The sequence below is a fragment of the Paenibacillus oceani genome, from assembly GCF_014705615.1.
Taxonomy (GTDB): Bacteria; Bacillota; Bacilli; order Paenibacillales; family NBRC-103111; genus Paenibacillus_AB; species Paenibacillus_AB oceani.
Genome location: NZ_JACXJA010000003.1, coordinates 193,967 through 214,269, shown reverse-complemented (window position 1 = coordinate 214,269; position 20,303 = coordinate 193,967). Strand labels below are relative to the sequence as shown.

General features: G+C 55.4%; 19 protein-coding genes. 5 read left to right on the top strand and 14 right to left on the bottom strand.

The annotated features are described in order from the left end of the window. Window positions 1–3: 3 nt before the first annotated feature. Window positions 4–873 (bottom strand): sugar phosphate isomerase/epimerase family protein, encoded by an 870-nt coding sequence (locus tag IDH45_RS02760; protein WP_190924436.1) that lies wholly within the window; start codon window positions 871–873, stop codon window positions 4–6. 294 nt (window positions 874–1,167) lie between these two features. Between IDH45_RS02760 and IDH45_RS02755 the strand changes: the two genes are divergently transcribed. Together IDH45_RS02755 and IDH45_RS02750 are read left to right on the top strand one after the other, a co-directional pair. Beyond that, window positions 1,168–2,556 carry an extracellular solute-binding protein gene (locus IDH45_RS02755; protein WP_190924434.1) on the top strand — a complete coding sequence of 463 codons (1,389 nt, stop codon included), beginning with the start codon at window positions 1,168–1,170 and terminating at the stop codon, window positions 2,554–2,556. Between the two features lie 281 nt (window positions 2,557–2,837). Continuing rightward, window positions 2,838–4,982: a methyl-accepting chemotaxis protein gene (locus IDH45_RS02750; RefSeq protein ID WP_223836323.1), complete on the top strand. Its 2,145-nt coding sequence runs from the start codon at window positions 2,838–2,840 to the stop codon at window positions 4,980–4,982. Between the two features lie 134 nt (window positions 4,983–5,116). Here the strand turns inward: IDH45_RS02750 and IDH45_RS02745 are convergent, their stop codons facing one another. From IDH45_RS02745 to IDH45_RS02730, 4 genes are all read right to left on the bottom strand, one after another. Next, a complete protein-coding gene (locus IDH45_RS02745) occupies window positions 5,117–5,473 on the bottom strand; it encodes a hypothetical protein (RefSeq protein WP_190924432.1) in 357 nt (118 codons plus the stop codon). Then, window positions 5,470–5,802, bottom strand: coding sequence for a restriction endonuclease subunit S (locus IDH45_RS02740; RefSeq protein WP_190924430.1), 333 nt, complete (start codon window positions 5,800–5,802; stop codon window positions 5,470–5,472). Before IDH45_RS02740 ends, IDH45_RS02745 begins: the two co-directional genes overlap by 4 nt. Window positions 5,803–5,870: 68 nt before the next feature. Next, entirely contained in the window at window positions 5,871–6,158 is a 288-nt protein-coding gene (locus IDH45_RS02735) for a nucleoside-diphosphate sugar epimerase (RefSeq protein ID WP_190924428.1), read from the bottom strand. 155 nt (window positions 6,159–6,313) lie between these two features. Next, the gene (locus IDH45_RS02730) at window positions 6,314–7,153 is read right to left on the bottom strand and encodes an alpha-1,2-fucosyltransferase (protein WP_190924426.1); all 840 of its coding nucleotides are present in this window, start codon (window positions 7,151–7,153) and stop codon (window positions 6,314–6,316) included. Window positions 7,154–7,276: 123 nt separating this feature from the next. Between IDH45_RS02730 and IDH45_RS02725 the strand changes: the two genes are divergently transcribed. Both IDH45_RS02725 and IDH45_RS02720 read left to right on the top strand, forming a co-directional pair. Further along, window positions 7,277–8,314 (top strand): glycosyltransferase family 2 protein, encoded by a 1,038-nt coding sequence (locus IDH45_RS02725; protein WP_190924424.1) that lies wholly within the window; start codon window positions 7,277–7,279, stop codon window positions 8,312–8,314. Window positions 8,315–8,356: 42 nt separating this feature from the next. Continuing rightward, entirely contained in the window at window positions 8,357–9,118 is a 762-nt protein-coding gene (locus tag IDH45_RS02720) for a GT-D fold domain-containing glycosyltransferase (protein ID WP_190924422.1), read from the top strand. A gap of 128 nt (window positions 9,119–9,246) precedes the next feature. Here the strand turns inward: IDH45_RS02720 and cysC are convergent, their stop codons facing one another. From cysC to IDH45_RS02690, 6 genes are all read right to left on the bottom strand, one after another. Next, on the bottom strand, window positions 9,247–9,879 hold the full coding sequence (cysC, locus tag IDH45_RS02715) for an adenylyl-sulfate kinase (protein ID WP_190924420.1): 633 nt from the start codon (window positions 9,877–9,879) through the stop codon (window positions 9,247–9,249). Between the two features lie 55 nt (window positions 9,880–9,934). Further along, complete coding sequence (gene sat / locus IDH45_RS02710; RefSeq protein ID WP_190924418.1) at window positions 9,935–11,089, bottom strand: sulfate adenylyltransferase; 1,155 nt, start codon at window positions 11,087–11,089, stop codon at window positions 9,935–9,937. Window positions 11,090–11,214: 125 nt separating this feature from the next. Next, on the bottom strand, window positions 11,215–12,603 hold the full coding sequence (locus IDH45_RS02705; RefSeq protein WP_223836322.1) for a glycosyltransferase: 1,389 nt from the start codon (window positions 12,601–12,603) through the stop codon (window positions 11,215–11,217). Between the two features lie 20 nt (window positions 12,604–12,623). Next, window positions 12,624–13,463, bottom strand: a complete 840-nt coding sequence (locus tag IDH45_RS02700) for a hypothetical protein (protein WP_190924416.1) — start codon at window positions 13,461–13,463, stop codon at window positions 12,624–12,626. After that, window positions 13,460–14,179 (bottom strand): sulfotransferase family 2 domain-containing protein, encoded by a 720-nt coding sequence (locus IDH45_RS02695; protein ID WP_190924415.1) that lies wholly within the window; start codon window positions 14,177–14,179, stop codon window positions 13,460–13,462. Before IDH45_RS02695 ends, IDH45_RS02700 begins: the two co-directional genes overlap by 4 nt. A 149-nt stretch (window positions 14,180–14,328) precedes the next feature. Next, window positions 14,329–15,438, bottom strand: coding sequence for a glycosyltransferase family 61 protein (locus IDH45_RS02690; protein ID WP_190924413.1), 1,110 nt, complete (start codon window positions 15,436–15,438; stop codon window positions 14,329–14,331). A gap of 176 nt (window positions 15,439–15,614) precedes the next feature. Here IDH45_RS02690 and IDH45_RS02685 point away from each other — a divergent pair, with 176 nt between their 5' ends. Then, window positions 15,615–16,511, top strand: a complete 897-nt coding sequence (locus IDH45_RS02685) for a DUF4915 domain-containing protein (protein WP_190924412.1) — start codon at window positions 15,615–15,617, stop codon at window positions 16,509–16,511. A gap of 96 nt (window positions 16,512–16,607) precedes the next feature. Here IDH45_RS02685 and IDH45_RS02680 read toward each other — a convergent pair whose 3' ends face one another. From IDH45_RS02680 to IDH45_RS02670, 3 genes are read right to left on the bottom strand one after another with little or no spacing between them, the layout of a single operon-like run. Next, the gene (locus IDH45_RS02680; protein WP_190924410.1) at window positions 16,608–17,936 is read right to left on the bottom strand and encodes a UDP-glucose dehydrogenase family protein; all 1,329 of its coding nucleotides are present in this window, start codon (window positions 17,934–17,936) and stop codon (window positions 16,608–16,610) included. A gap of 4 nt (window positions 17,937–17,940) precedes the next feature. Continuing rightward, on the bottom strand, window positions 17,941–19,047 hold the full coding sequence (locus tag IDH45_RS02675; protein WP_190924408.1) for a glycosyltransferase: 1,107 nt from the start codon (window positions 19,045–19,047) through the stop codon (window positions 17,941–17,943). Between the two features lie 24 nt (window positions 19,048–19,071). Further along, the gene (locus tag IDH45_RS02670; RefSeq protein WP_190924406.1) at window positions 19,072–20,163 is read right to left on the bottom strand and encodes a glycosyltransferase; all 1,092 of its coding nucleotides are present in this window, start codon (window positions 20,161–20,163) and stop codon (window positions 19,072–19,074) included. Window positions 20,164–20,303: the final 140 nt, after the last annotated feature.

Sequence of the window (20,303 nt, the reverse complement as noted above, 5' to 3'; positions counted from 1 at the left end):
GGTTTATTTCACCGGGAAAGCTTCGTTCACAAGCACGCGAAGCGCTTCCAGCGTCATCCGGGAGCCGGCCGCCTTCGTGCCGCCTTCCGGCAAGTAATGCGTCTCGATCGTGAACATGCCCGTATAGCCGTCCTCGGCCAGCGCGCGCAGCTGTGCGATGAACGGAACGTTGCCGGAGCCGACCGGCACGCAGCGGGAAGTTCCGTCCGGAAGAACGTAGGCGTCTTTAATGTGAACGTGTGCAAGAACGTCTTTAACGAGTCCGTAACCTTCCGGAAACGCCGGTCTGCCGCCATACGCTTCGTTACCCGGGTCCCACAGCACCTTCATCGCCGGAGAGTCAACCGCACGTACGATCTTCGCTACTTCTTCTGCAAATCCGCCGTTGCAGGAAGGCTCATTTTCCTGAAGCAGCATGATGCCTTCCTTCTCGGCCACAGCCGCCGCTTTTTTCATATGAGCGACAATGTCGTCGAAATAAAGCTCCGGCTCGTTCTCTCTCCAGAAAGAGAAAATGCGGATGCTGCCTGCTCCGAGCTGCTTGGCGATCGCGATGACGCGGCGAAGCTTCTCGTGATGCGCTTCCACGCTTTCCTCCGCTTGCCCGAACACGTCACCGGACGCTACCGGACGGGTCGGATCGAGCGCGCATTTGTAGAGCGGGGACGCGATCGCCGTAACCGTCAGCCCTCTGGCCTCGATCTGGCTGCGTACCGCGGCAACCTGCTCGTCCGTCATGTTCGAGATATTAACGCCGTCCACGACCCGCACCTCGATATACTTCAAGCCTTGCTCCACGATCCAATCGAGCGATTTGGAGAAATTATCCGGATACACTTCATCTGTCAATATGCCTAACCGTTCCAATACCAAAACCGTTCTCCCCTTTCGATTTCAGCGCGAAACGCTACGAACGTTTGTTTGCCTGCAGCGAACCGCACCTTTCCAACTATAACTATACCAAGGTTAGGGCGTGATGTGTTGATCTTTCTTACGATTCGGTTATACTTTTTTTTCGTTCAGCTTCCCGATCGCACCTGTATTATAGTTGTATCTAACAGATGACGTCAACAGAATAATGAAGTCGCAAGCCAGCCTCGTAGAAAGCTTCTCCCCGTTCCAATTATTCGTTATAATAAATGAAACTAAGCAGAACGGAAGATTCCTATGAGACGCGACAACGAATTCCGCTATTCCCGGCTGGCCAACATGCTGAGAGAGCAAATCGTATCCGGATATATCAAGCCGGGCCAGTTCCTGCTGTCGGAGAACGAACTGTGCAAATATTACGGCATGAGCCGCACTTCGGTGCGCAAATCGCTGGAGCAGCTTCACAAGGAAGGGCTGATTGTCAAAAAGGTTGGACAAGGCACGATCGTCTCGCCCGATTTCGTCCCGTCCCCCGGAGAGAAGCGCACGCTGCGCATCCTGGCCACTTCCCCTTCCCATTATGTGGATAACTGCCTGGGCACGATCATCGAAGCGTTCCAGGCCAGGTATCCGCAAATCGATGTGAAGCTGCTTCATTTCCCGAGCTTCAACTTCTGGGACTGGCAAAGAACCGGAGCCGAGCTCGGCGTCCGTCCGGACCTGGTGCTGGTAACCGACCGCAGCTTCGCGGAGTCGGACCGGCTCGATCCGTTTATCGATCTGGGAGACAAGCTGCCTGACCTGCTGGACGGCTTCTACCCCCGAATCGTCGAACCGTTTCGTCACGAAGGCGTCCTCCGCGCCCTTCCCGTTACGTTCTCGCCGGTATACCTGGCGTACAACCCCCGGCTGTTCCGCCGGTTCGGCGTGCCGGAGCCGTATCCCGGCTGGAGCCGGGAACAGCTGATCGAAGCGGCCGGCCAGCTCACGAGAGACGAGGACGGGGACGGCGTTACCGATCTGTACGGGTTGTCGCTCTCTTCGTTCCCGAGCCGCTGGCCGGTCGTCGCTTTGCAAAACGGCGTGAAGTTCGACGCTACGACCAGCCGTGAGAGCATCGTCGAGACGCTGAAGCTGTTCCGCGACGTTTTGCACCGCAAGCGGATCGCCACGCTGTATCAGCCGTACCGCTCCAAAATCAATCTCCACGCCTTTCTTCGTGAGAAAGCGGCTATGGTGCTTACGACCTCGATCGAGATCGCGGGCTGGCGGAGCGAAGGTATGACATTCGAGGCCAAAGTGGCGCCGCTGCCCTTCGGTCCGGTCAAATCGACCCTGCTCGTCGCCAACGCTTTTATGATTCACAAGGATAGTGGCGATCCGGAACTGGCGCTGGAGTTTTTGCGGATCGCCCTGGACCCCGGGCTGCAGACCGAGCTTGCCCGCGATACCGGCTTTATGTCCTGCCTGCCGGATGTTAATGCGGTCGTCTGGAACAAGCGTCATCTCGAATCGCTGAACATTACGGGTCGCCACATCGAGAACGGCTATTTTCTGCACGAGCTGTTCGCCGATTCCCATCGGCTGGACGACCTCAGCGGGGAGATGGAGCTGTTCTGGGCCGGATTGGAGCAGCCGGAGCCGCTCGCCGACCGGATCTACGGCATTTTGTCCGGAGCGACTTAATCGGCATTTATTCGACAACGCAATTCGACAATCTCAAGCTTCCGGTTCCGGAAGCTTTTTTAGGTTTTCACCGCAATTTCTCACGTTCCGCCCAGACTTAGGTCTCATCTTCCCCCATCCTTTTCCAATATCCGCCCGTCCCTGGTCCCCCCTTCCCGGCCATATGTAGGACATTTTCTTTATAATATTTGACAATCGGAAAAGGAGTACGCGCTCCCATGTCGAATACAGGACTATGCAACTATTGCGAACATTGACGAAAATAGCGAAGGTGGGATTTTATGAAGGGAACATTGTCGAAATTGCTCTCGCATTTGTCGAATTTCTGGAACAAGGCGAGAAGCGGCATGTCCTCTGCCGACATCCAGAGCACGGGCAGAACGTACAAAATGCAAAATCCGGTTAAATCGTTAGGCGTCAGATTGTTTCTCATCTTCTTCGCCAGCATCGTTTCCATGGTTCTTGTAGTGGGTATTTTATCCTACCAGATATCGAAGGGCGTCATTAAAGACAAAGTGGCGGACGCTTCGCATGAGACGATCGTCCAGGCGACCGACAAGGTCGACTTCCTGCTGGAAAGCCTGGAGAACATAACGGTTCAGATCATGTCGGACGAAGTCGTCTCCGACAATATGATAAAGTACAAAGACAAGACGCTGTCCAATTTCGATAAGCTGCAAACCGGCCAAGCGGTCAACAACCGGCTCAAAAGTTACGTGTTGTCCAATTCGAAGCTGGCCGACGTCCATATCGTCCCGTATGCTCCCGACGTAACCGATACATACCGCACGATTACAACCCTGAAAGACGACGTCTATACGACGCCTTGGTTCCAGGAGATCAAAAACGGGGACGGCCGGATCACGTTCCTCGGCACCAGCAAAGCCGGCTACGCCGCATCAGCCAACACGTTCGCCGTAGCCCGCGTACTCCGCAATATCAAGTCCAGCACGATCGAAGGCATTCTGATTCTGGAAGTGAAGACCAGCGCCTTGAAAGATGCGCTCGGCACCGTCTCGATCGGCGAAGGAAGCGAGATCCGGATCGTCGGCAAAGATAACAAGATCATCTACTCCGAGAAATCGGAAGATATTGAAGCCGCCTACCGCGTCGATCTGGCCGCCCGCATCGATTCGACCCAGGTCACGTCCGGCACTTTCGATACCGTGATTGAAGACAAGCATTACTTGGCTGTCTACGATCCGATCTCGAAATCGGGCTGGTATGTCGTAGGAGCCGTTCCCGTAGGCGAACTCGTCAAGGACGCCGAGCAAATCTCCAAAATTACCGTGATTATGGTCATCATAGCCGCACTGCTCGCCATCTTCGTCGGTTATATCGTCATCCGGCTGATCGCCCGCCCGATCGTCGCCATCCGCAACCTGATGATGGAAGGCGCAAGCGGCAACCTGACCGTCCGCACCAAGAATACCGGCAGGCAGGACGAAATCGGCCAGCTGTCGGTCAGCTTCAACCAGATGATGGAGCAGATTACAAGTCTCGTCTCCCGCACGAACATCTCCGCGAAGGAGGTGCTGGGTACGGCGGCCGAGCTGTCCGACGCATCGAAGAAAACCGAGCAGGCCGCGAAGGAAATCGCCGTGGCCACCGAGGAAATCGCAAGCGGCGCCTCCTCGCTCGCCGTCGAGGCCGAACGGGGCAGCGACTTGACCGGCAGCATCAGCCAGAAAGTCGGACACGTCGTCGACGCCAACGTTCTCATGGAAGCGGCAGCGGCGGAAGTGCAGCAGGCGAGCCGCAAAGGAACTTCGTATATGACGGAGCTCATTACGAAAACCGGCACGACGGAAGACATGATCCGCTCGATGGCCGACAAGGTCGAGAAGCTTCAAGACAGCACAAGCTCGATCCGCAAAATATTGGAAATGCTTACCAACATTACGAAGCAGACGAACATTTTGTCGCTGAACGCCACGATCGAAGCCGCAAGAGCGGGAGCAGCCGGCAAAGGTTTCATGGTCGTCGCCGACGAGATCCGCAAGCTTGCCGACCAGTCGAAGCAATCGATCGACGTCGTCGCGCAAATTACCGAACGGATTCAGACCGAGATGAAGGAGACGGTCGATGTTCTGTCCGAAGCTTATCCGATCTTCCAGGAACAGATCGCATCGGTTAAGGACGCCGACGGAATCTTCAGACAGGTGCAGCAGCAGATGGACGGCTTCGCCGCCAAGCTGCAGGAAGTCACCCTGTCCGTACAGGAGCTGAAAAATTCGCAGGTCGTACTGTCCGACGCGATGAGCAATGTCAGCGCGGTAGCCGAGCAATCGTCGGCCACTTCGCAGGAGGTCGCTTCCCTCAGCACCGAACAGCTTAGCATCAGCGGCGGGCTCGTCCGGTTGTCGGACAAGCTCGAGGAGTTGTCCGATTCGTTGAAGGAATCGCTCAGCAAGTTCTCGATCTGAGTGCCAATAGGGGTGGACCGGACAACCGGCGCGGCCCCTCCGGACAACAAGACGCCTCCATCCCTTTGATCCCGGGGATGGGGGCGTCTTTCGGTTTCCGGTACGTTTGAAATCGGGCGGGCGGATCGCGAGCATCACTTCTTGAAGCCGGAACCGGAGTCGGATGCGGATTCGGATGCGGGGGCAGGTTCCCCCACCGTCCGTGCCTCGAACCGGGCTACTCCCAGCTCCTCATTCGTCCAGGGAGCCGACGGAGACGAGCGTTTCACTTCCCCGATCGTAATGCCGAGCATCTTCTCCATAATCGCTTGTTGATACCCGCTGATCGCCTCGATGCTTTTGATCAGCCTCCGCTCCGCCTTATCGTCGCCGGAAGCGCCGGTATCGGCATCGGCGACCGTTTCGATAATACGCGCCATCGCCCGCTGGCTGCGGGCAAGCGACTCCAATATGTCGAGCTTCATCTCCCTTTGCCGCTCCAGCCAGCTCATTCCAGCGTATCTCCCAGTCCGCCGAACAGACCGCCCATATCGCCAAACGAGCTGTCTTCTTTTTTATTCAAGACGACCTTCAAGTTTTTGGCCAGGGCGTTCTCCATCTTGGTCAGCCCGTCGATCAGCTCCACGAACTGCTCATGCATGTCGAGCGGTTTCTTGAGCTGGTCCTCATGGCTTTCATAACATTTATGGTTGAGATGGACGCATATCCAATCCCGGGACTTCTCCGCTTCGTTGGCTTTCGCTTCCAATATAAGCGAGATGTCGTGCTGCATTTTAGCCGACGCCTGCAGCATCCGCAAAAACGACTCTGCTCGTTCCACCCTTCTCCCTCCTTCCCGACTGCAAGGCTGCGGATCGTCCGGATTGTCCGGTTCGTCTGATACGTCCCCTACTCTTCTTCCTGCGGGGTCATTTCCTTCACAACCAGCTCCAGATGATCGCCGATCGCGTCCGCCAAATCAGCCAGGCTGTTCAAATAGGCGGTAACGCTTTTCGTCAGATCGATCGAATTCGACGCGATCATATCCGCCCCCTGAAATTGAATCGTTTCATTCGGCAGCGCCGTCACGACATGGGCCATATTGAATATCGACTGCCGCTTCGCTTCCAGCATACGGGCCATTTCGCTGTGCGACTTGGCCATATGGGCAATGATGGACGTTACTTCCTGATCCACCCGAACACCTCCCTGACCGTGACTTTCTTCCTCTTATTTTATGATCGGACCCGGGGGTTGGTGCACATCCGGCCGCTTCGGGCCAGGCGAACCCGATCGGGCACCCGGGCAATTGCCTCAGAACTGTCTATCTGTCTCACGGGTCCGGGATTGGCTCAATAGTAGCTTCTTTTGTAGTGCAGCAGCGGCGGGCTCGCCCACGGATCGTACCGGACCAGTGCCTTAACGTCGTTATCCGGACGGACGAACAGTCTTCCGTCCGAATTCAGCATCGATGCGGCAAACGAAAACGTGCTGTTGGATATGGCCGTCAGGTGGCAATGGGACAGCAAGTAAAAATCCGGGTAATAGTCCGCCTCCGGAAACGGCCTCTCGTATAATCCGGACGAAACGACCGGATCGAACTCGGCGAAATCCGCGATCAGTTCGGGCAAGCTGTCGCTCGCCAGAAACAGAACCGGCCGGTCCAGTCTGCCCCAGACGCTTCGCAGCCATCTGACATACCAGTTGGACGGCGCTATGAAAAACACGCGATTTTTCTCCTTTTTCCGGTACCGGTAATAATCGCCCCTTCTTATATGAATCCCGACGATCGTCCTTCCCTTCTCCTTTAACCGCTCCAGCCCTGTCTGCAGCTCCTTGCGGATCGGCGGTACGGGCTGGAACAACGACTGAAAATACGGGCGGTACGGGGCAAAATGCCGGGTATCGAACTGAAAATAACCGTCGAAATTAACGTTCACAAATCTCGGTTTCGGCGCGGACAGCAGCTGAGCCAACCGGGTCTGTTCCTGCTCCGCGACGACAGGCCAGGCGCGGCTTATGAAAGGATCGTTATGTCCGAACAGGTATCGGCCGATCCAGTCGGACGTTTCCGTCCGTAGCCCGAACCGTTTCGCATACAGTTTGAGAAACGCGTATTGGAACAGTTTATTCCCGAAGCGCCCCCTCGTGCCGAGGTTAGCCATAGCGACGACAGGCCGTGGCGTTTGCATAAGTCCTCACCTCCCGATGGGCGGCAGTTGATTTTCCTTCGACCGGGGCAAATCGGAAGCCGGCAGGTAACCGGCCGGACTGATTCAGAATATTCTATTTAACGGGCGGAGGTGAACATCAGCATGGAGAAAGCGACGATCGTAGTCGCGGCGTTTAACCGCAAGCAAGCGTTGGCCCGGTGTCTTCAGGCATTGTCGAAAGCTCAGTATGAAGACCTGTCGCCAAGGCTGATCATCAGCATCGACAGAGGCTCCTCCAACAAGGACGTGCGGGAGCTGGCCGACCAATTTCTTTGGAAGCACGGTCCGAAAACGGTTATTTATCAGGAGCAGGAGCTGGGCCTCAAGCAGCATATTCTCGCCTGCGGAGAGCTCACCCGGCGATACGGCCCGATCATTTTGCTGGAAGACGACATATTCGTTTCGCCGTTTTTTTACAGTTATGCCGGTCAAGCGTGCAGCTATTACCGTGACGATCCGAGAATCTCCGGAATCTCGCTGTATTCTCCGCGCTACAACGAAACCGCCAAGTCGGCGTTCGAGCCCTTGCAGTCCCGGCACGATGTGTTTTTCGGCCAGTTTCCGTCCTCCTGGGGGCAGCTGTGGACACCCGAGCAATGGGCTTCGTTTGCCGCCTGGTACGGCGACGGGGACAACCTGGACATTCGCTCCGACGACCATCATATTCCTCCGAACGTCAGGAAATGGTCCCGTTCCTGGAAAAAATACTTTTATAAATACATGATCGAGCAAAACAAATATTTCGTTTATCCGTACGTCTCGCACAGCACGAACTTCGCCGACCCCGGGATTCATGTCAAGAAGCCTACCCAGCGGTACCAGGTCACTTTATCGTACTGCGGGGAACGGACGTACGCGTTATGCCCGCTCGACGATTCGGGGGTCGTGTATGACGCTTTTTACGAATTTACCGGTCTGGGCAAACAGTTCAAAGAGCCGGTCCGGACGAACTTATCCGTCGATTTATGGGGGACCAAAAGCAAAGAAGCCTACAGCAGATTCGTGCTGACGACACGGCGGCTGAACTACAAAGTGCTCGCCACGTTCGGCAGCTCCTTGATTCCGCTCGAGGACAACGTGCTGCAGAACATGACCGGCGACGGAATCTATTTGTACGACATGCAGCGCGAGCAGCGGTGAGAGCTCACCTTGCCCGTTGCGACTACAGGAGGGACGACACGTATGCCGGTGCCGGATGACCAGTTTTTGACCGTAAGGCAAGCCATCTCGATGATTAAAGACGCGCTGGAGCACCAAAAGCCGTTCTCACTCGTAAGGGTCGGCGACGGCGAAAATGTCGTGCTGGCCCAGGACTCGGTAATGACGGTGGAGGAGGTGCTGAAGATCGAATGGGCCAAGCTCGCGAACAAAGGGCAAAAAGGCGTTACGCTGCCGAACCTGAAGCTTCGCGACGAGATGGCCGAGGCGATCAACCGGGCCGATCTTGTCGGTATTCCGTTTTGGCGGGACGACCCGATCCGGGCTCCTCAGCATCTGAAGCGGCCGCTTACCGAAGAGACGTTCCGGCAACTGAAGATTGAACCGAAGGAAGTGTGCCATACGTTCGTCAACCGTGTTTTTGCGCAAAAATCAAAGTTCTGGAAGTTGTTAAAAGGAAAAAGGGTGCTGCTGATCAGCTCTTGGGCGGATAAAGTGAAAAAAATCGTGACCCGGCGCCCGTACGACCTGAACGTCCCGTTTACGATCGAATTTACCCATTACAACCAGATGGATGACGTCCTTGCAACCGTATTGAAAAAACAGGATCAGTTCGACGTCGCCCTCGTGTCGTGCGGAGTGAACGCGGTCGTATTATGCCCGCGGATCGCCGAGCAGACCGGCAAGGTCGCTCTCGACTTCGGCAAATCGCTGATGTTTATCGTAGAGCGCAAGGCGGGACTCGAGCATTCCTCCGACCGGGCGAACAAGAAGATGCTCCAGTAACACGGCTCGCGCCGCCTGCTTCCCGCTGCGTCTGAGGACAGGGTGCCTGCGGCGGTCCTCAGGACCTTACATCCCCGGTTCCGCCGCTGCACCCGCCCGCCGTACTCCCCCTATAAGACCGGCTATGGTCATTCCGGCCGGCCTGTCGCAGGGCTTTCGCTCATATACCGGTTCGCCTGCATATAACGAAGCACCCGCTCCACGGATTCATCCGGCGTAAGCTTGTCGGTTTCAATCGTTATTTCCGGGCGGACCGGAGGCTCATACGGAGCAGAGATGCCGGTGAAGTCGCGGATTTCTCCGGCTCTTGCTTTTTTGTACAATCCTTTCGGGTCGCGCTTCTCGCATTCGTCGACCGGGCATTTGACGTACACTTCGATAAAATCGCCTTCCGCGAACAACGAACGCGCCAGCCTGCGGTCTTCCCGGTACGGGGAAATAAACGCCGTAATCACGATATGACCTGCGTCTGTAAACAGCTTCGCCACCTCCGATATGCGGCGAATATTTTCTTTCCGGTCCTCCGCGCTGAACCCGAGGTTGCGATTCAGGCCGTGCCGGATATTGTCCCCGTCCAGTACGTACGAACGGCAGTTCAGGTCGAACAAACGCCTCTCCAGCTCAAAGGCCAGCGTAGATTTCCCCGATCCGGAGTACCCGGTCAGCCATAAGACACAGCTCCGGTGTCCGTTAAGCTCGCAGCGGTCGCTTCGCGATATCCGGGGTGTGTGCCAGACGATATGTTCGGCAGCCGTGTTCATCTCGTTCACCTCCGTCACCAAGCCGTTTCGGTTGCTTGCTCATGTTCACATGCACTCATGTACTCATGCCTTCGATCAAAATCTTCGCGACCTCCGGTCTGGAAAATTCCGCTGGCGGGCAGATCCCGTCCTTCAGCATGGCGCGAACTTTCGTCCCCGACAAGTGCAGATGAAACGCAGGATCGTGCGGACAAGTTTTGCTCGTCGCCATATTGCCGCACCGCGTGCAAAAAAAGCTGTGCTCGAAAAACAACGGCACGATGCCAAGCTCCTCCCTGGTAAAATTCCGGAAAATATGCTGGGCTTCGTACGTGCCGTAATAGTCGCCCACACCGGCGTGATCCCTGCCTACGATGAAATGGGTGCAGCCGAAGTTTTTTCGCACGAGCGCATGAAATACCGCTTCCCGCGGGCCGGCATAACGCATCGCAGCGGGAAACACGCCGAGCATGACACGCCCGCCCGGGTAATAATTTTTCAGCAGCGCCCGATAGCTGCGCATGCGGACATCAGCGGGAATGTCATCCGGCTTCGTCTCCCCGACAAGCGGGTTGAGGAACAGGCCGTCCACGGTTTCCATCGCGCATTTCTGAATATATTCGTGCGCCCGGTGAACCGGATTTCTCGTCTGAAACCCGACGACCGTACTCCAGCCTTGGACTGCAAACCACTTGCGGGTCTCGGCCGGCGTATAGCAGCAATCCGGGTATCGGCTGGCGGGGCGGTTCACCATCTCGATCGGCCCTCCGATATAGACGGCTGGACCGGACAGCAGCTGCCGGACACCCGGATGCGCCGGGTCACCGGTTTTATAGACGCAGCGCGCTTCCTCCAGCAGGTTCGCCGTATAGATGCTCGCCACCGTTAACACCGCGTATACAATACCGTCCTGTTCGCCGATCAGCGCGACCCGTTCCCCGTCCGCCAGCCACGCCGCGTCTGCTTCGGGCACCGCCAGAGTAACGGGCAGCGTCCACACCGTGCCGTCGGCAAGCTTCATCCGGTGCAGCACCGAGTCGTAATCGTCCTGTCCGAGAAATCCGGTCAACGGGGAAAACGCCCCAATCCCGATACATTCGATATCCGAGATCGTCCGCGCATTCACGTACAGTTTCTTCCCGTGCGCCGCAAGCCGCAGCAGTTCTTCCCGACGGGGGCCGGATGCCACCCGGTTGATCAGCGTTCCACCGTGAGGCTGGATCGTTCCCATTGTATTCCACCTTATCGTTCAGATATCAGAATGTACTCTCCAGTATGCTATGCACGTTACGCCTTCCGAATATGGACGATTCTCATGCGCGTCGGTACGATTCCACGCATGCCGGGAGCGCTCGCTCACGGTCGGCGAAGCCGTTCGATCGCGTGCTTCAAAGCGATCCCCCCGCGGTCCCACGTATGGAGCATCATATCCTCTCTTCCTTGCACTCCCTTTTCCCGGCTAAGCTCCGGTTTTTCGTAAGCCATTCTCATCTGCCGCTTCAGGTCTTGCAAGTCGGGCTCCGCCCATAACTGATCTTGGTTCAGGAACAAGCTGCGATAAAAAGGCGACAGCGCTTCGCGGCTGCGAATGCCGATTGCCGGATTTTGCAGCCGGCAGCGCACGAGAAACGAATTGCCGCCATGCAAAAAATCCATCTGTCCTCCCCAGCAGGTGGCGATGACCGGCACGCCGCTGGCCAACGCTTCCATGTACGGCAGACCGACCGCCTCCCCCCTTGTAGGGAGAACGAATGCGTTCCCCAGCGTATATAAGCCCTTCATCTGTTCGTCTTCCAGCACATGGGTGAGCAGGACGAGAGGGGCCGTATTTCCGCTGATTCCGAGCTTTTTTTTGAAGTCCAGTACCGTCCGTCTAATCCATTCGCCTGATTTCTTATGTCTCGGGCTGTACGTTTTGATAACCAAAGCCGTCCGGTCGGCCGCCGTGAACTCTTCCCAATATGCACGCAGCAGCAGCTCCGGATTTTTGCGGTGCAAAAAATCAAAAACGGACACGAAGACGAACCGGTCCTCCATTCCGCGCAGGGAAATCTTCCTGTTATCCGGACGATACCGGCTCGTATCCGCCCCGTGCGGAGCCAAATACACGGGCACCGTTACTCCGCTGCTTACCATCGCCTTTACATTTTGACTGCTAGGGACACATATGGCGTCATACCGGTTCAAGACGGGCAGCTTGTTGCGCGGAATATGGGCCGTTTCCCATGCCGTCATCAAAATAATCTTGTCGAACCGCCGCTTTTCCCGGCCCATATCGATAGTCCAGTCCGGCGAATGATAAATTAACAGCTTCGGTTTATTTGAAGCATATGGTTTGCCGATCAGCTTGCGTATTAGGCCCGGCCTGCGTCCGTCGTGCGTGGCTGCGGGAATCCCCCGGGAATGCGTCTCCACCTTGACGTCCACCCCTTGGCGATGCAAGGCGGCGGCATATTCCCGGCTGGCATTCCCGTACCCGGTAGAAGAAGAGAGAACCGGCCCCCTCCATATGACTTGATAATCCGTCATCGCGATCGACCCCTTCTCGCCGTTCATCCGAGCACATGCTCTACGACTCGTTTCCATGCTTCGCCGGCGCGGTCCCATGACCACAAGGCCATCTCCGCCCGGCCCTGCCTGCCTATCGACTCCCTGACGGTCAAGCGCCAGCGCACACCCTCTGCTTGCGGTTCCGTAGCCCGACATATCGTGAACCGGCCCTCTCCATACGACCTGATAGTCCAATCCGTTCCTCCTTTCCCGGTTTATTCGCCTTTTCGCAAAAAGGAATTGATTCTGCGTATCGCCCTGTCCGGAATTTGTTGCCCGACTTCTCTCAATAAACCGAATCTCGTTTTATGATGATGATGAATGATATAGGGATCCGTATTCGGATACGGACGCTTGATCTGGTAGTTCATAACCGCCGGATACGGTTTGACCGCAACCGCCCGTTCCTCCAGCAGCGCCAGTGTCAGCGCGATCTGATCCAACTGATAGTGTCTGAAGCGAGGCAGAACAGGCCGGTCCTTCAGCAGCAGTCCGACGTATTTCCCCCAAGCCGCCCTTATGTCGTCCGCATGTTGACGCGGAATCGTCAATACCCCGCTGTTGAAGTAAGGGATATTAGCCGATTCGGGAAAGGGCAGTCCGTACCGGGACAGCAGGATCCTCCACTTGCCCTGCGGAAACGGATTGAGAGGCGCATACTTGGCTTGAACGTGCGAAGGAGAGAGCTGATTGTAAAAATCCCGTGCGACGACCGTATCGCAGTCTATGGCGATCATCACCTCATACGGCTCGTTTAGCTCCAGCATCCGGAGCTTATTGGCATAAGGCGCTCGCCGGTCAACCGGCTGCACGACCCGAACTGTAACGCCGAGACGCTGCAGCGCGTCGGCAATCTGCTTATCGATGTCCCCAACGAACAGCGCGAATCGTTTTGCGGCTGCGATTCGGCCTCCGAACTTGATCACCGTCCGGAACAACGTCCAAATCTCGAAATGATACCTCGGATTGTTTTCGCCCAGACAGCAGATCAGACAATCCTCCGGCCGAAGCACGCCCGTATCGTTCTTCTCGATAGACTCACGCTCGTTACTCATAATCGTTCTTGCAGCCGGCTCAAGATATTCGCTTTGCCCCATTCGTACAGCTGAATATCAAGCTCGTTCATAGCCGCGATTCGGGCGATCTGCTCTTCCGAAGGCCGTTCCATCTCAGGCTGATCGGGGGCGACGTTCCTTTTCCGATAGGGCGCGTCGCTCCAACCGAACTGCCGCTTCATCATCGACAAGCTGTCGTCGAACATGTCCGTAATCCCTACAACCGAAAAATACCGGCTCAAATTCGCTTTCGCCTGCTCCAAGTCCGGAGACTCCGGAGATCTTTGTCCGGCTGCATAACGGGTTTGCGTATTGAAGGTCCGATTTAAAAATCTCTCGTCCGTACTGCCCAGATAATAGTCCAGATCCCAATTCCGCTTCTCCAGCTCCGCGCTGATATACAAATCGTGCCGCGGCCACCGCTTTAAATAATAAAACTCGGACAATACCCGCTCGACCGGATCCCGCAGCATCGTCACATACGTGTACGGCTTCGTCAGCTTAAGATGATGGGTTCCGAACGGTTCATGGCCGATAATGCACCGGGTCTGCACGGTAAATCTGTCTTGTTTGCCGTAACCGTATTCCCGGTAAGAACGATATACTTGTCCCGGCTCATACTGATCGAGAATGAACGTGCGCATAGTCGACCCGGCTGTTTTCGGAATATGCATCACGATTAGAATCGGATCTGCCTCTCTTCCGTCTTGTTCCATACATCTGCACGCTCCCCGCCAATAGTTGAATCGTTATTCCCGCTCGTAAATCCTATGCAGGGGGAAGATAATTCGCATGGACGTGTATCCAGCGAGAGGAAGTTTCAGCGGGCATCCGATCGCATCGGCATGACGATTTAACCCGTGAGCTATAAGCCCAGAAGCTTGACCATCCGGAGCAGAACGGCGAGATCCACATGAATGTCGTCCTTGACATGGGAAAAGTCCATTCTCTCCGGCAGCCGTTCGCCGGAATCGAATAAATAGTGGTAATCCAGCTCCACATAGTTGCTGAGCAACCAATAGCACAAGTTCACATACTTCGCAGCGAAGATTTCCACCACTTTCGTTCCCGGACGGCAAAATACGAGATTGGAAAGTCCTGCGCCGTGCGCCGATACGATCACGTCCGCACTGTAGAAAAGCCGGGCTTGCTCGGCTACCGTCATTCCTTTCAGGACGACTTGCTTGAATCCGTAGCAGGCAAGGAGCGCCGTTACCTGTTGATCGTTTTTCACTTTACGGTACGAAGCGTCGGAGCGGCTGATGTACAACCGTTCATATCCCTTCTTCCGCTTCGTCAGCGTCTTGTACAAAATCTCCCTCCTCAGAAACGAACAAGCCCACGACGAGGGAAGCGACTGGGCCGGCGACGGCACGGCGAGCTGGCGGGCCTGCAAATGAAAACCGCGGCTGGGCCTGATGATTTTAGAGGGAGGAATCTGGATCAGGCGCAGCGTTTCTTGGTGAAAGGGCCCTCCCGTGTAGCGGTTCAGGATGAATTTGTCGATCGGCACACCGCTGTCTCTCAGCAAAAAAAACTTCGGCAAAACGTCGAACATCCAGTGATAATAGTTATGGCTGGCGCAAAAGGTGAGAACGGCAGCTGTCTCCCGTGTACGGCTTACTGAGGGCAATTGGTTCTGGCTGAATACCGGATGCTGCTCCGGTTTGCGGAAAAACAGCTGCGACGCGTCCCAAATCAGTTTATTGTCCGGACTGATGACCGCATCGCTGCGTCCGCTGTAGAACCGTCCCTCGGGCAAAACGGCGACGAAGGACGGTTTCCGGGAGAACGTATCTTTGCGATACTGCCAGTATAACGGCTCCTCCACCCGTTTCGGATCAAGCAAGCGGAGTGTTTCCGCCGGATGAATCTCGTAATAGAGACGCTGCGGCGATTCCTGCTGATTGGCGTCCACCCAATCTATTACTTTCTTGTAATGGCCTTTCGGCGGCGGTTCATGACCTCTTCGCATCCTGTCACCTCCCGTTATTGCATGTATCTTATGCAAGCGGACGAAGATTCATATGGACCAATCCCACTGGTGCCGCAAATTTGGCTCCCGGCTGAGCTTTCATCCATACATCATGGCGGGACGGTACATACCCTATTAAGAACGAGTGGCAACTGAATATAGAAATGAGGTATGAAATGATGCTGTTACACGGCTTGGACATCGATCAGGATTTTCAGCGTCTGGATTCCAAACTGCTCGTAAGCTGTCCGGTTAGCGGTCCGGATGAAGGCGGCTTATTTTTACTGGATTTCAAGCAGAACACACTGAAAAAGCTATATACCGGAGGATGTATGGGGATGGCTTGGCTGAAAGACCGCCTGTTCGTGGCAACGAACCAGAACCAGCTCTTGTGTATGAACTCCCGCTATCAGATTACAGCCAAGCAGGATTGCGGAAAGCTGGACTTGCACGGGGTCGCCAAATATAACGATCATGTCGTGCTAGTCGTAGAGACGGAGAATAATGCGATCGGCTGCTACGAAGCGGATACGCTGAAACGAATCGGAGAAATCCGGTTTAACCCGGCGACCCGGGATGTCCACCACATGAACGACATTTGGCTGGAAGGCAGCTTGTTATACGTCTCAATGTTCTCTCCTTACGGGAAATGGCACAAACAACCGATGAACGTGACGGGAGCGATCATCGTCGTCGATCTTAGCAAATTCAACCCGTATGTGCCGCTTGTGATCAATCCGGCCAATCATGTGGCGGTGAAAAATCTGTATATGCCGCATTCCGTCATCATCTATAAAAACAAACTCTCCTATTGCAACTCCATGTCGTTCCAAACCATGATCGGCGGATCCCCAACCGTTCAGTTGTCCGGCTTTACAAGAGGACTCGCCTTGACCGACGAACTGGTGTTCATCGGCCAGAGCCGAATGAGACATGTCCTGCGCATCCCGCATCAATTTACGAACTGCAGCTTGGACGGCGGCATTTATGTCTACAACCCCAAACTCCGCATCTCCCGGTTCGTATCGCTCCCGGCGCAGCAGGTGTATCAGATCCTCATCTGTCCGCAGTAACTGCAAGCCATAGGAAAAACGGCGCTTCACGGAGCGCCGTTTTTCTATACTATAACCGCATTCATAAATTTCAAATGCTCCGGGCAGAGTACCTGACTACCATAACAGCCCCTTGTAATTAGAGGAAGCGGGAATCTCGTCGAACAACCGCACCAGATCGATCACCGGCTTCTCGAACAGCATCTCTTCGACGAACGGTACGTACAACCGGTTTTTTTGGGCGATGACGACAATATCGGCAAACCGCTTGATTTCATCCAGATCGGGTGCAAGCAATTTGGCGATATGCGGGACGGCCGTTTCAATATACTGCTTGTTGGCCCCCATCAGCTTGGACGTCAGCACCTCCTGATCGTATATTTTCACCTCATACCCTTTCCCGATCAGCCCCTCCAGCAATTTCACGACAGGACTTTCCCGAAGATCGTCCGTTCCCTGCTTGAAGGCAAGCCCCAGGACGCCGACCTTCACCTTCCCCGCAGCGAGCACCGCCTCCAGGGCGCGATCGATCTGCAGCGAATTGCTCCGCTCGATCACCGACAGCACGGACGTCTCGACATGGCGGGACCGGGCCAGCGCATTGATCGCCTTTAAGTCTTTCGGCAGGCAGGAGCCTCCGTAAGCGAAGCCGGGCTTCAAGTAAGCGGAGGACAGATTCAGATGGTGATCCTTGCAAAATAAATCCATGACGTGGTGCGGGTCGATACCGAGCGAATGGCAGATGGCTCCGATTTCGTTGGCAAACACGATTTTCAGCGCGTGAAACGAGTTGTTGACGTATTTGATCATCTCCGCCACTTCCCGATTCGTCTCGACGATCGCCGCATCAACCGGACCGTACAGTTGCCGCAGCATGCCGAGAGCGACGGAATTGGCCGTGCCGAGCAGCGTGTACGGGGGGTGGAAGTAATCGTCTACGCTGCTGCCCTCCCTCAGAAATTCGGGATTGCTGACGACCGCAAAGTCCGTCTCCGCGGATTTGCCGGACCGGACGAGTTGCTCCTCGATGCGGCAGCAGGTGCCCGGCGGCACGGTAGAGCGGATCACGATCGTGTGGAACCGCTCCTTTTCCTTCAGCGCTTCTGCGATTTGTTCCACCACGTGCCAGATGAAGGTCAGATCCGTATGTCCGTTTTTGTCGGCGGGCGTGCCGACGCAGATCAGAGAGAGGTCGGTTTCGTTGACAGCCGACTGTATATCAAGCGTAGCCGTCAACCTTCCGGCCAGATGCTGCTCCATGACCAGCTCCGCGATCCCTTTCTCGACGATCGTCGGTTTCCCTTGATTGATCATCTCGATCTTATCCGGGTTAATATCGACCCCGACAACCTTGTGGCCCATCTGGGCCAGGCAGGCGGCCGAGACACAGCCGACGTATCCCAGGCCGAAGACGGATACGGCATAGGGGCGCTGCTGAGTGTTCATTCCATCAGCTCCTAATCCATATTTCATTATATTTCGATATTTCGCGCACGACTTTACGGGCGGTCTCTCGCATACTGTATTTGCCGAGCAAATCCTCTCTCGCCTTCCGGGCCACTTCCTTGGCCGACTTGATCCGCCTTCTTACCTGTCTCATCTTGCGCTGGAGATCGTACCGCGACGGCTCCGCCCAGAAATGACCGATAAATTGCTCATTTTCGTTATTTACGATTTGCTTGAACCGTTCCACCTCGACAATAAAGGAATTGGATTCGTTCATAAAATCCATATGACCGCTCCAGCCGGTTCCGATTGAAGGAAGCTCCATCAGCATCGCCTCAAAAAACGGCCTCCCCCACCCTTCTCCCCGGGTCGGAAGCACGAACGCATCGCAAGCGCGGTACAGGCTTAGCATCTCCGACGGCGACAGCATCTGGTCGATAATGTATACCGGCGGTCTCTCGCTTTTCGGCTTCGGATGCGCGTTGATGAACTCCTCCACTTTGTCTACTTTGCCGTTGTCCCGCACCTTGATGACCAGCGCCGCATCCTCGCCGCGCGAAAACTCGTTCAAATACGCTTGAAGCAAAACGTCGTACCCTTTGCGTTCCTTCAGATCGAACACCGACAAAAACGTGAACGATTCCGCGATCGGAAGAGGTAATCTGGGCCCTCGCGGGTCGTACTGGCTAATATCGAAAAAATTGGGGATCAGCCGCAGCGGCACCTTGACGCCGGAGGCTACGAACGACTCTTTGTTAAACGTGCTCTGAACCCATACTTCGTCGAACTTGTTCAGCTCCGGAACCCATGCGTCCGGAATACGGTCGGTCTCGAACGTCGTCCGTGCGATATTGATCCGGAACTCCGGATTATGCCGGACGCGCCAGCCTACCCAGTTAATTAAATAAATGTCGTTGGAGGTCAATTCCGTATGCTCGAACGAGGAGATATACTCGATTTCTTCAGGTGGAAGCACTTTCCATTTATCGGACAGGTCCCGGGGTTGAATCCGGACCCGGAAGCCCGCATCGTCCAAAATACGCAGCAAAATGCGGTTTCCTTCCGCGAGCCCGTGTCCGTTATAGAAGATCCCTTCCAATAAGATGTTCATCCGTTTCCACCTTTCTTCAGAGCGTTACGTGATGTATTTTTCAATTTCACTCCTCACTTTTCGGGCGACGCTCCGTATATTGAATTTGTCCAGCAGCTCTCTGCGCGCCCTGCGCCCCCGCTCCCTCGCCTCGTCCGGGCGCCCGAATACTTGCCTCATCTTTTTCTTCAGGTCGGCCATAGAAGGTTCCGCCCAGTAATGGCCGGTAAAAATCGGGATATCATTTTCGTCGATCCGCACAAGCTGCTCCACCTCGACCAGATAGGAATTCATCTCGGTCATATATTCGGTTTGGCCGCTCCAATTCGTGCCGATGACGGGTTTCTCCAGCAGCATCGCCTCAAAAAATGACCTGCCCCAGCCTTCGCCGCGGGTAGGCAGCACAAACGCGCTGCACGCCCGGTACAGCCCCAGCAGCTCCGGAGTGGAGAGCATCTGAGCGACGAGAAAGATCGGGGGCCGCTCTTCCGTCGGCTTCGGATGGCCGGCCGCTATGCTTTCGAGCAGATGGCTTGCGCTTGGTTCGCGGATCTTGATCACGAGAGCCACGTCGTCCGAGCGGGAAAACTCGTCGAGAAACGCGCGAATGAGCAGATCGTATCCTTTGCGGGACTGCATATCGAAAACCGATAAGAATAAAAACGACTGCTCGATCGGCAGCGGCAGCCGTTCCCCCCGGGGCGAGTACTGATCCACCTCAAAAAAATTAGGAACGAGCCGGAGCGGCACATTCACGCCGGAAGCCGCAAATGTCGTCAGATTAAACTTGCATTGCACCCATACTTCGTCGAACCGGTTCAGCTCCGGCACCCAGGAAGCCGGAATCCGGTCCGTTTCGAAGGTCGTGCGGGTGATGTTGATCCGGTAATCCGGATTGTAGCGGACTTTCGGGCCGGTCCAATTGCACAAATACAAATCGTTTGACGGCAGCACCGTATTTTCAAATGAAGCGATGAACTGCTTTTCATCCGGGGTGAGCGCCAAGTTTTTATCGGACCAGTCGCGTGGCAGAATTCGCACGTTGTATCCGGCCTCATCCAGCATGCGAAGCAGCACCCGATTTCCCTCTGCAAACCCGTGACCGCTATAAAACATGCCGTCCAGCAAAATATTCATCGTTTATCACCGCCTTTTGCCTCAGGTACCCCGGCCTATCAGCTTACCTATCTTTATCGTATTGAAATCGACTATGCCCGGTCACCGCACTTGTCTAATCGGCATACGCATATTTTCCGGGACTGCAGGACAATTGGACG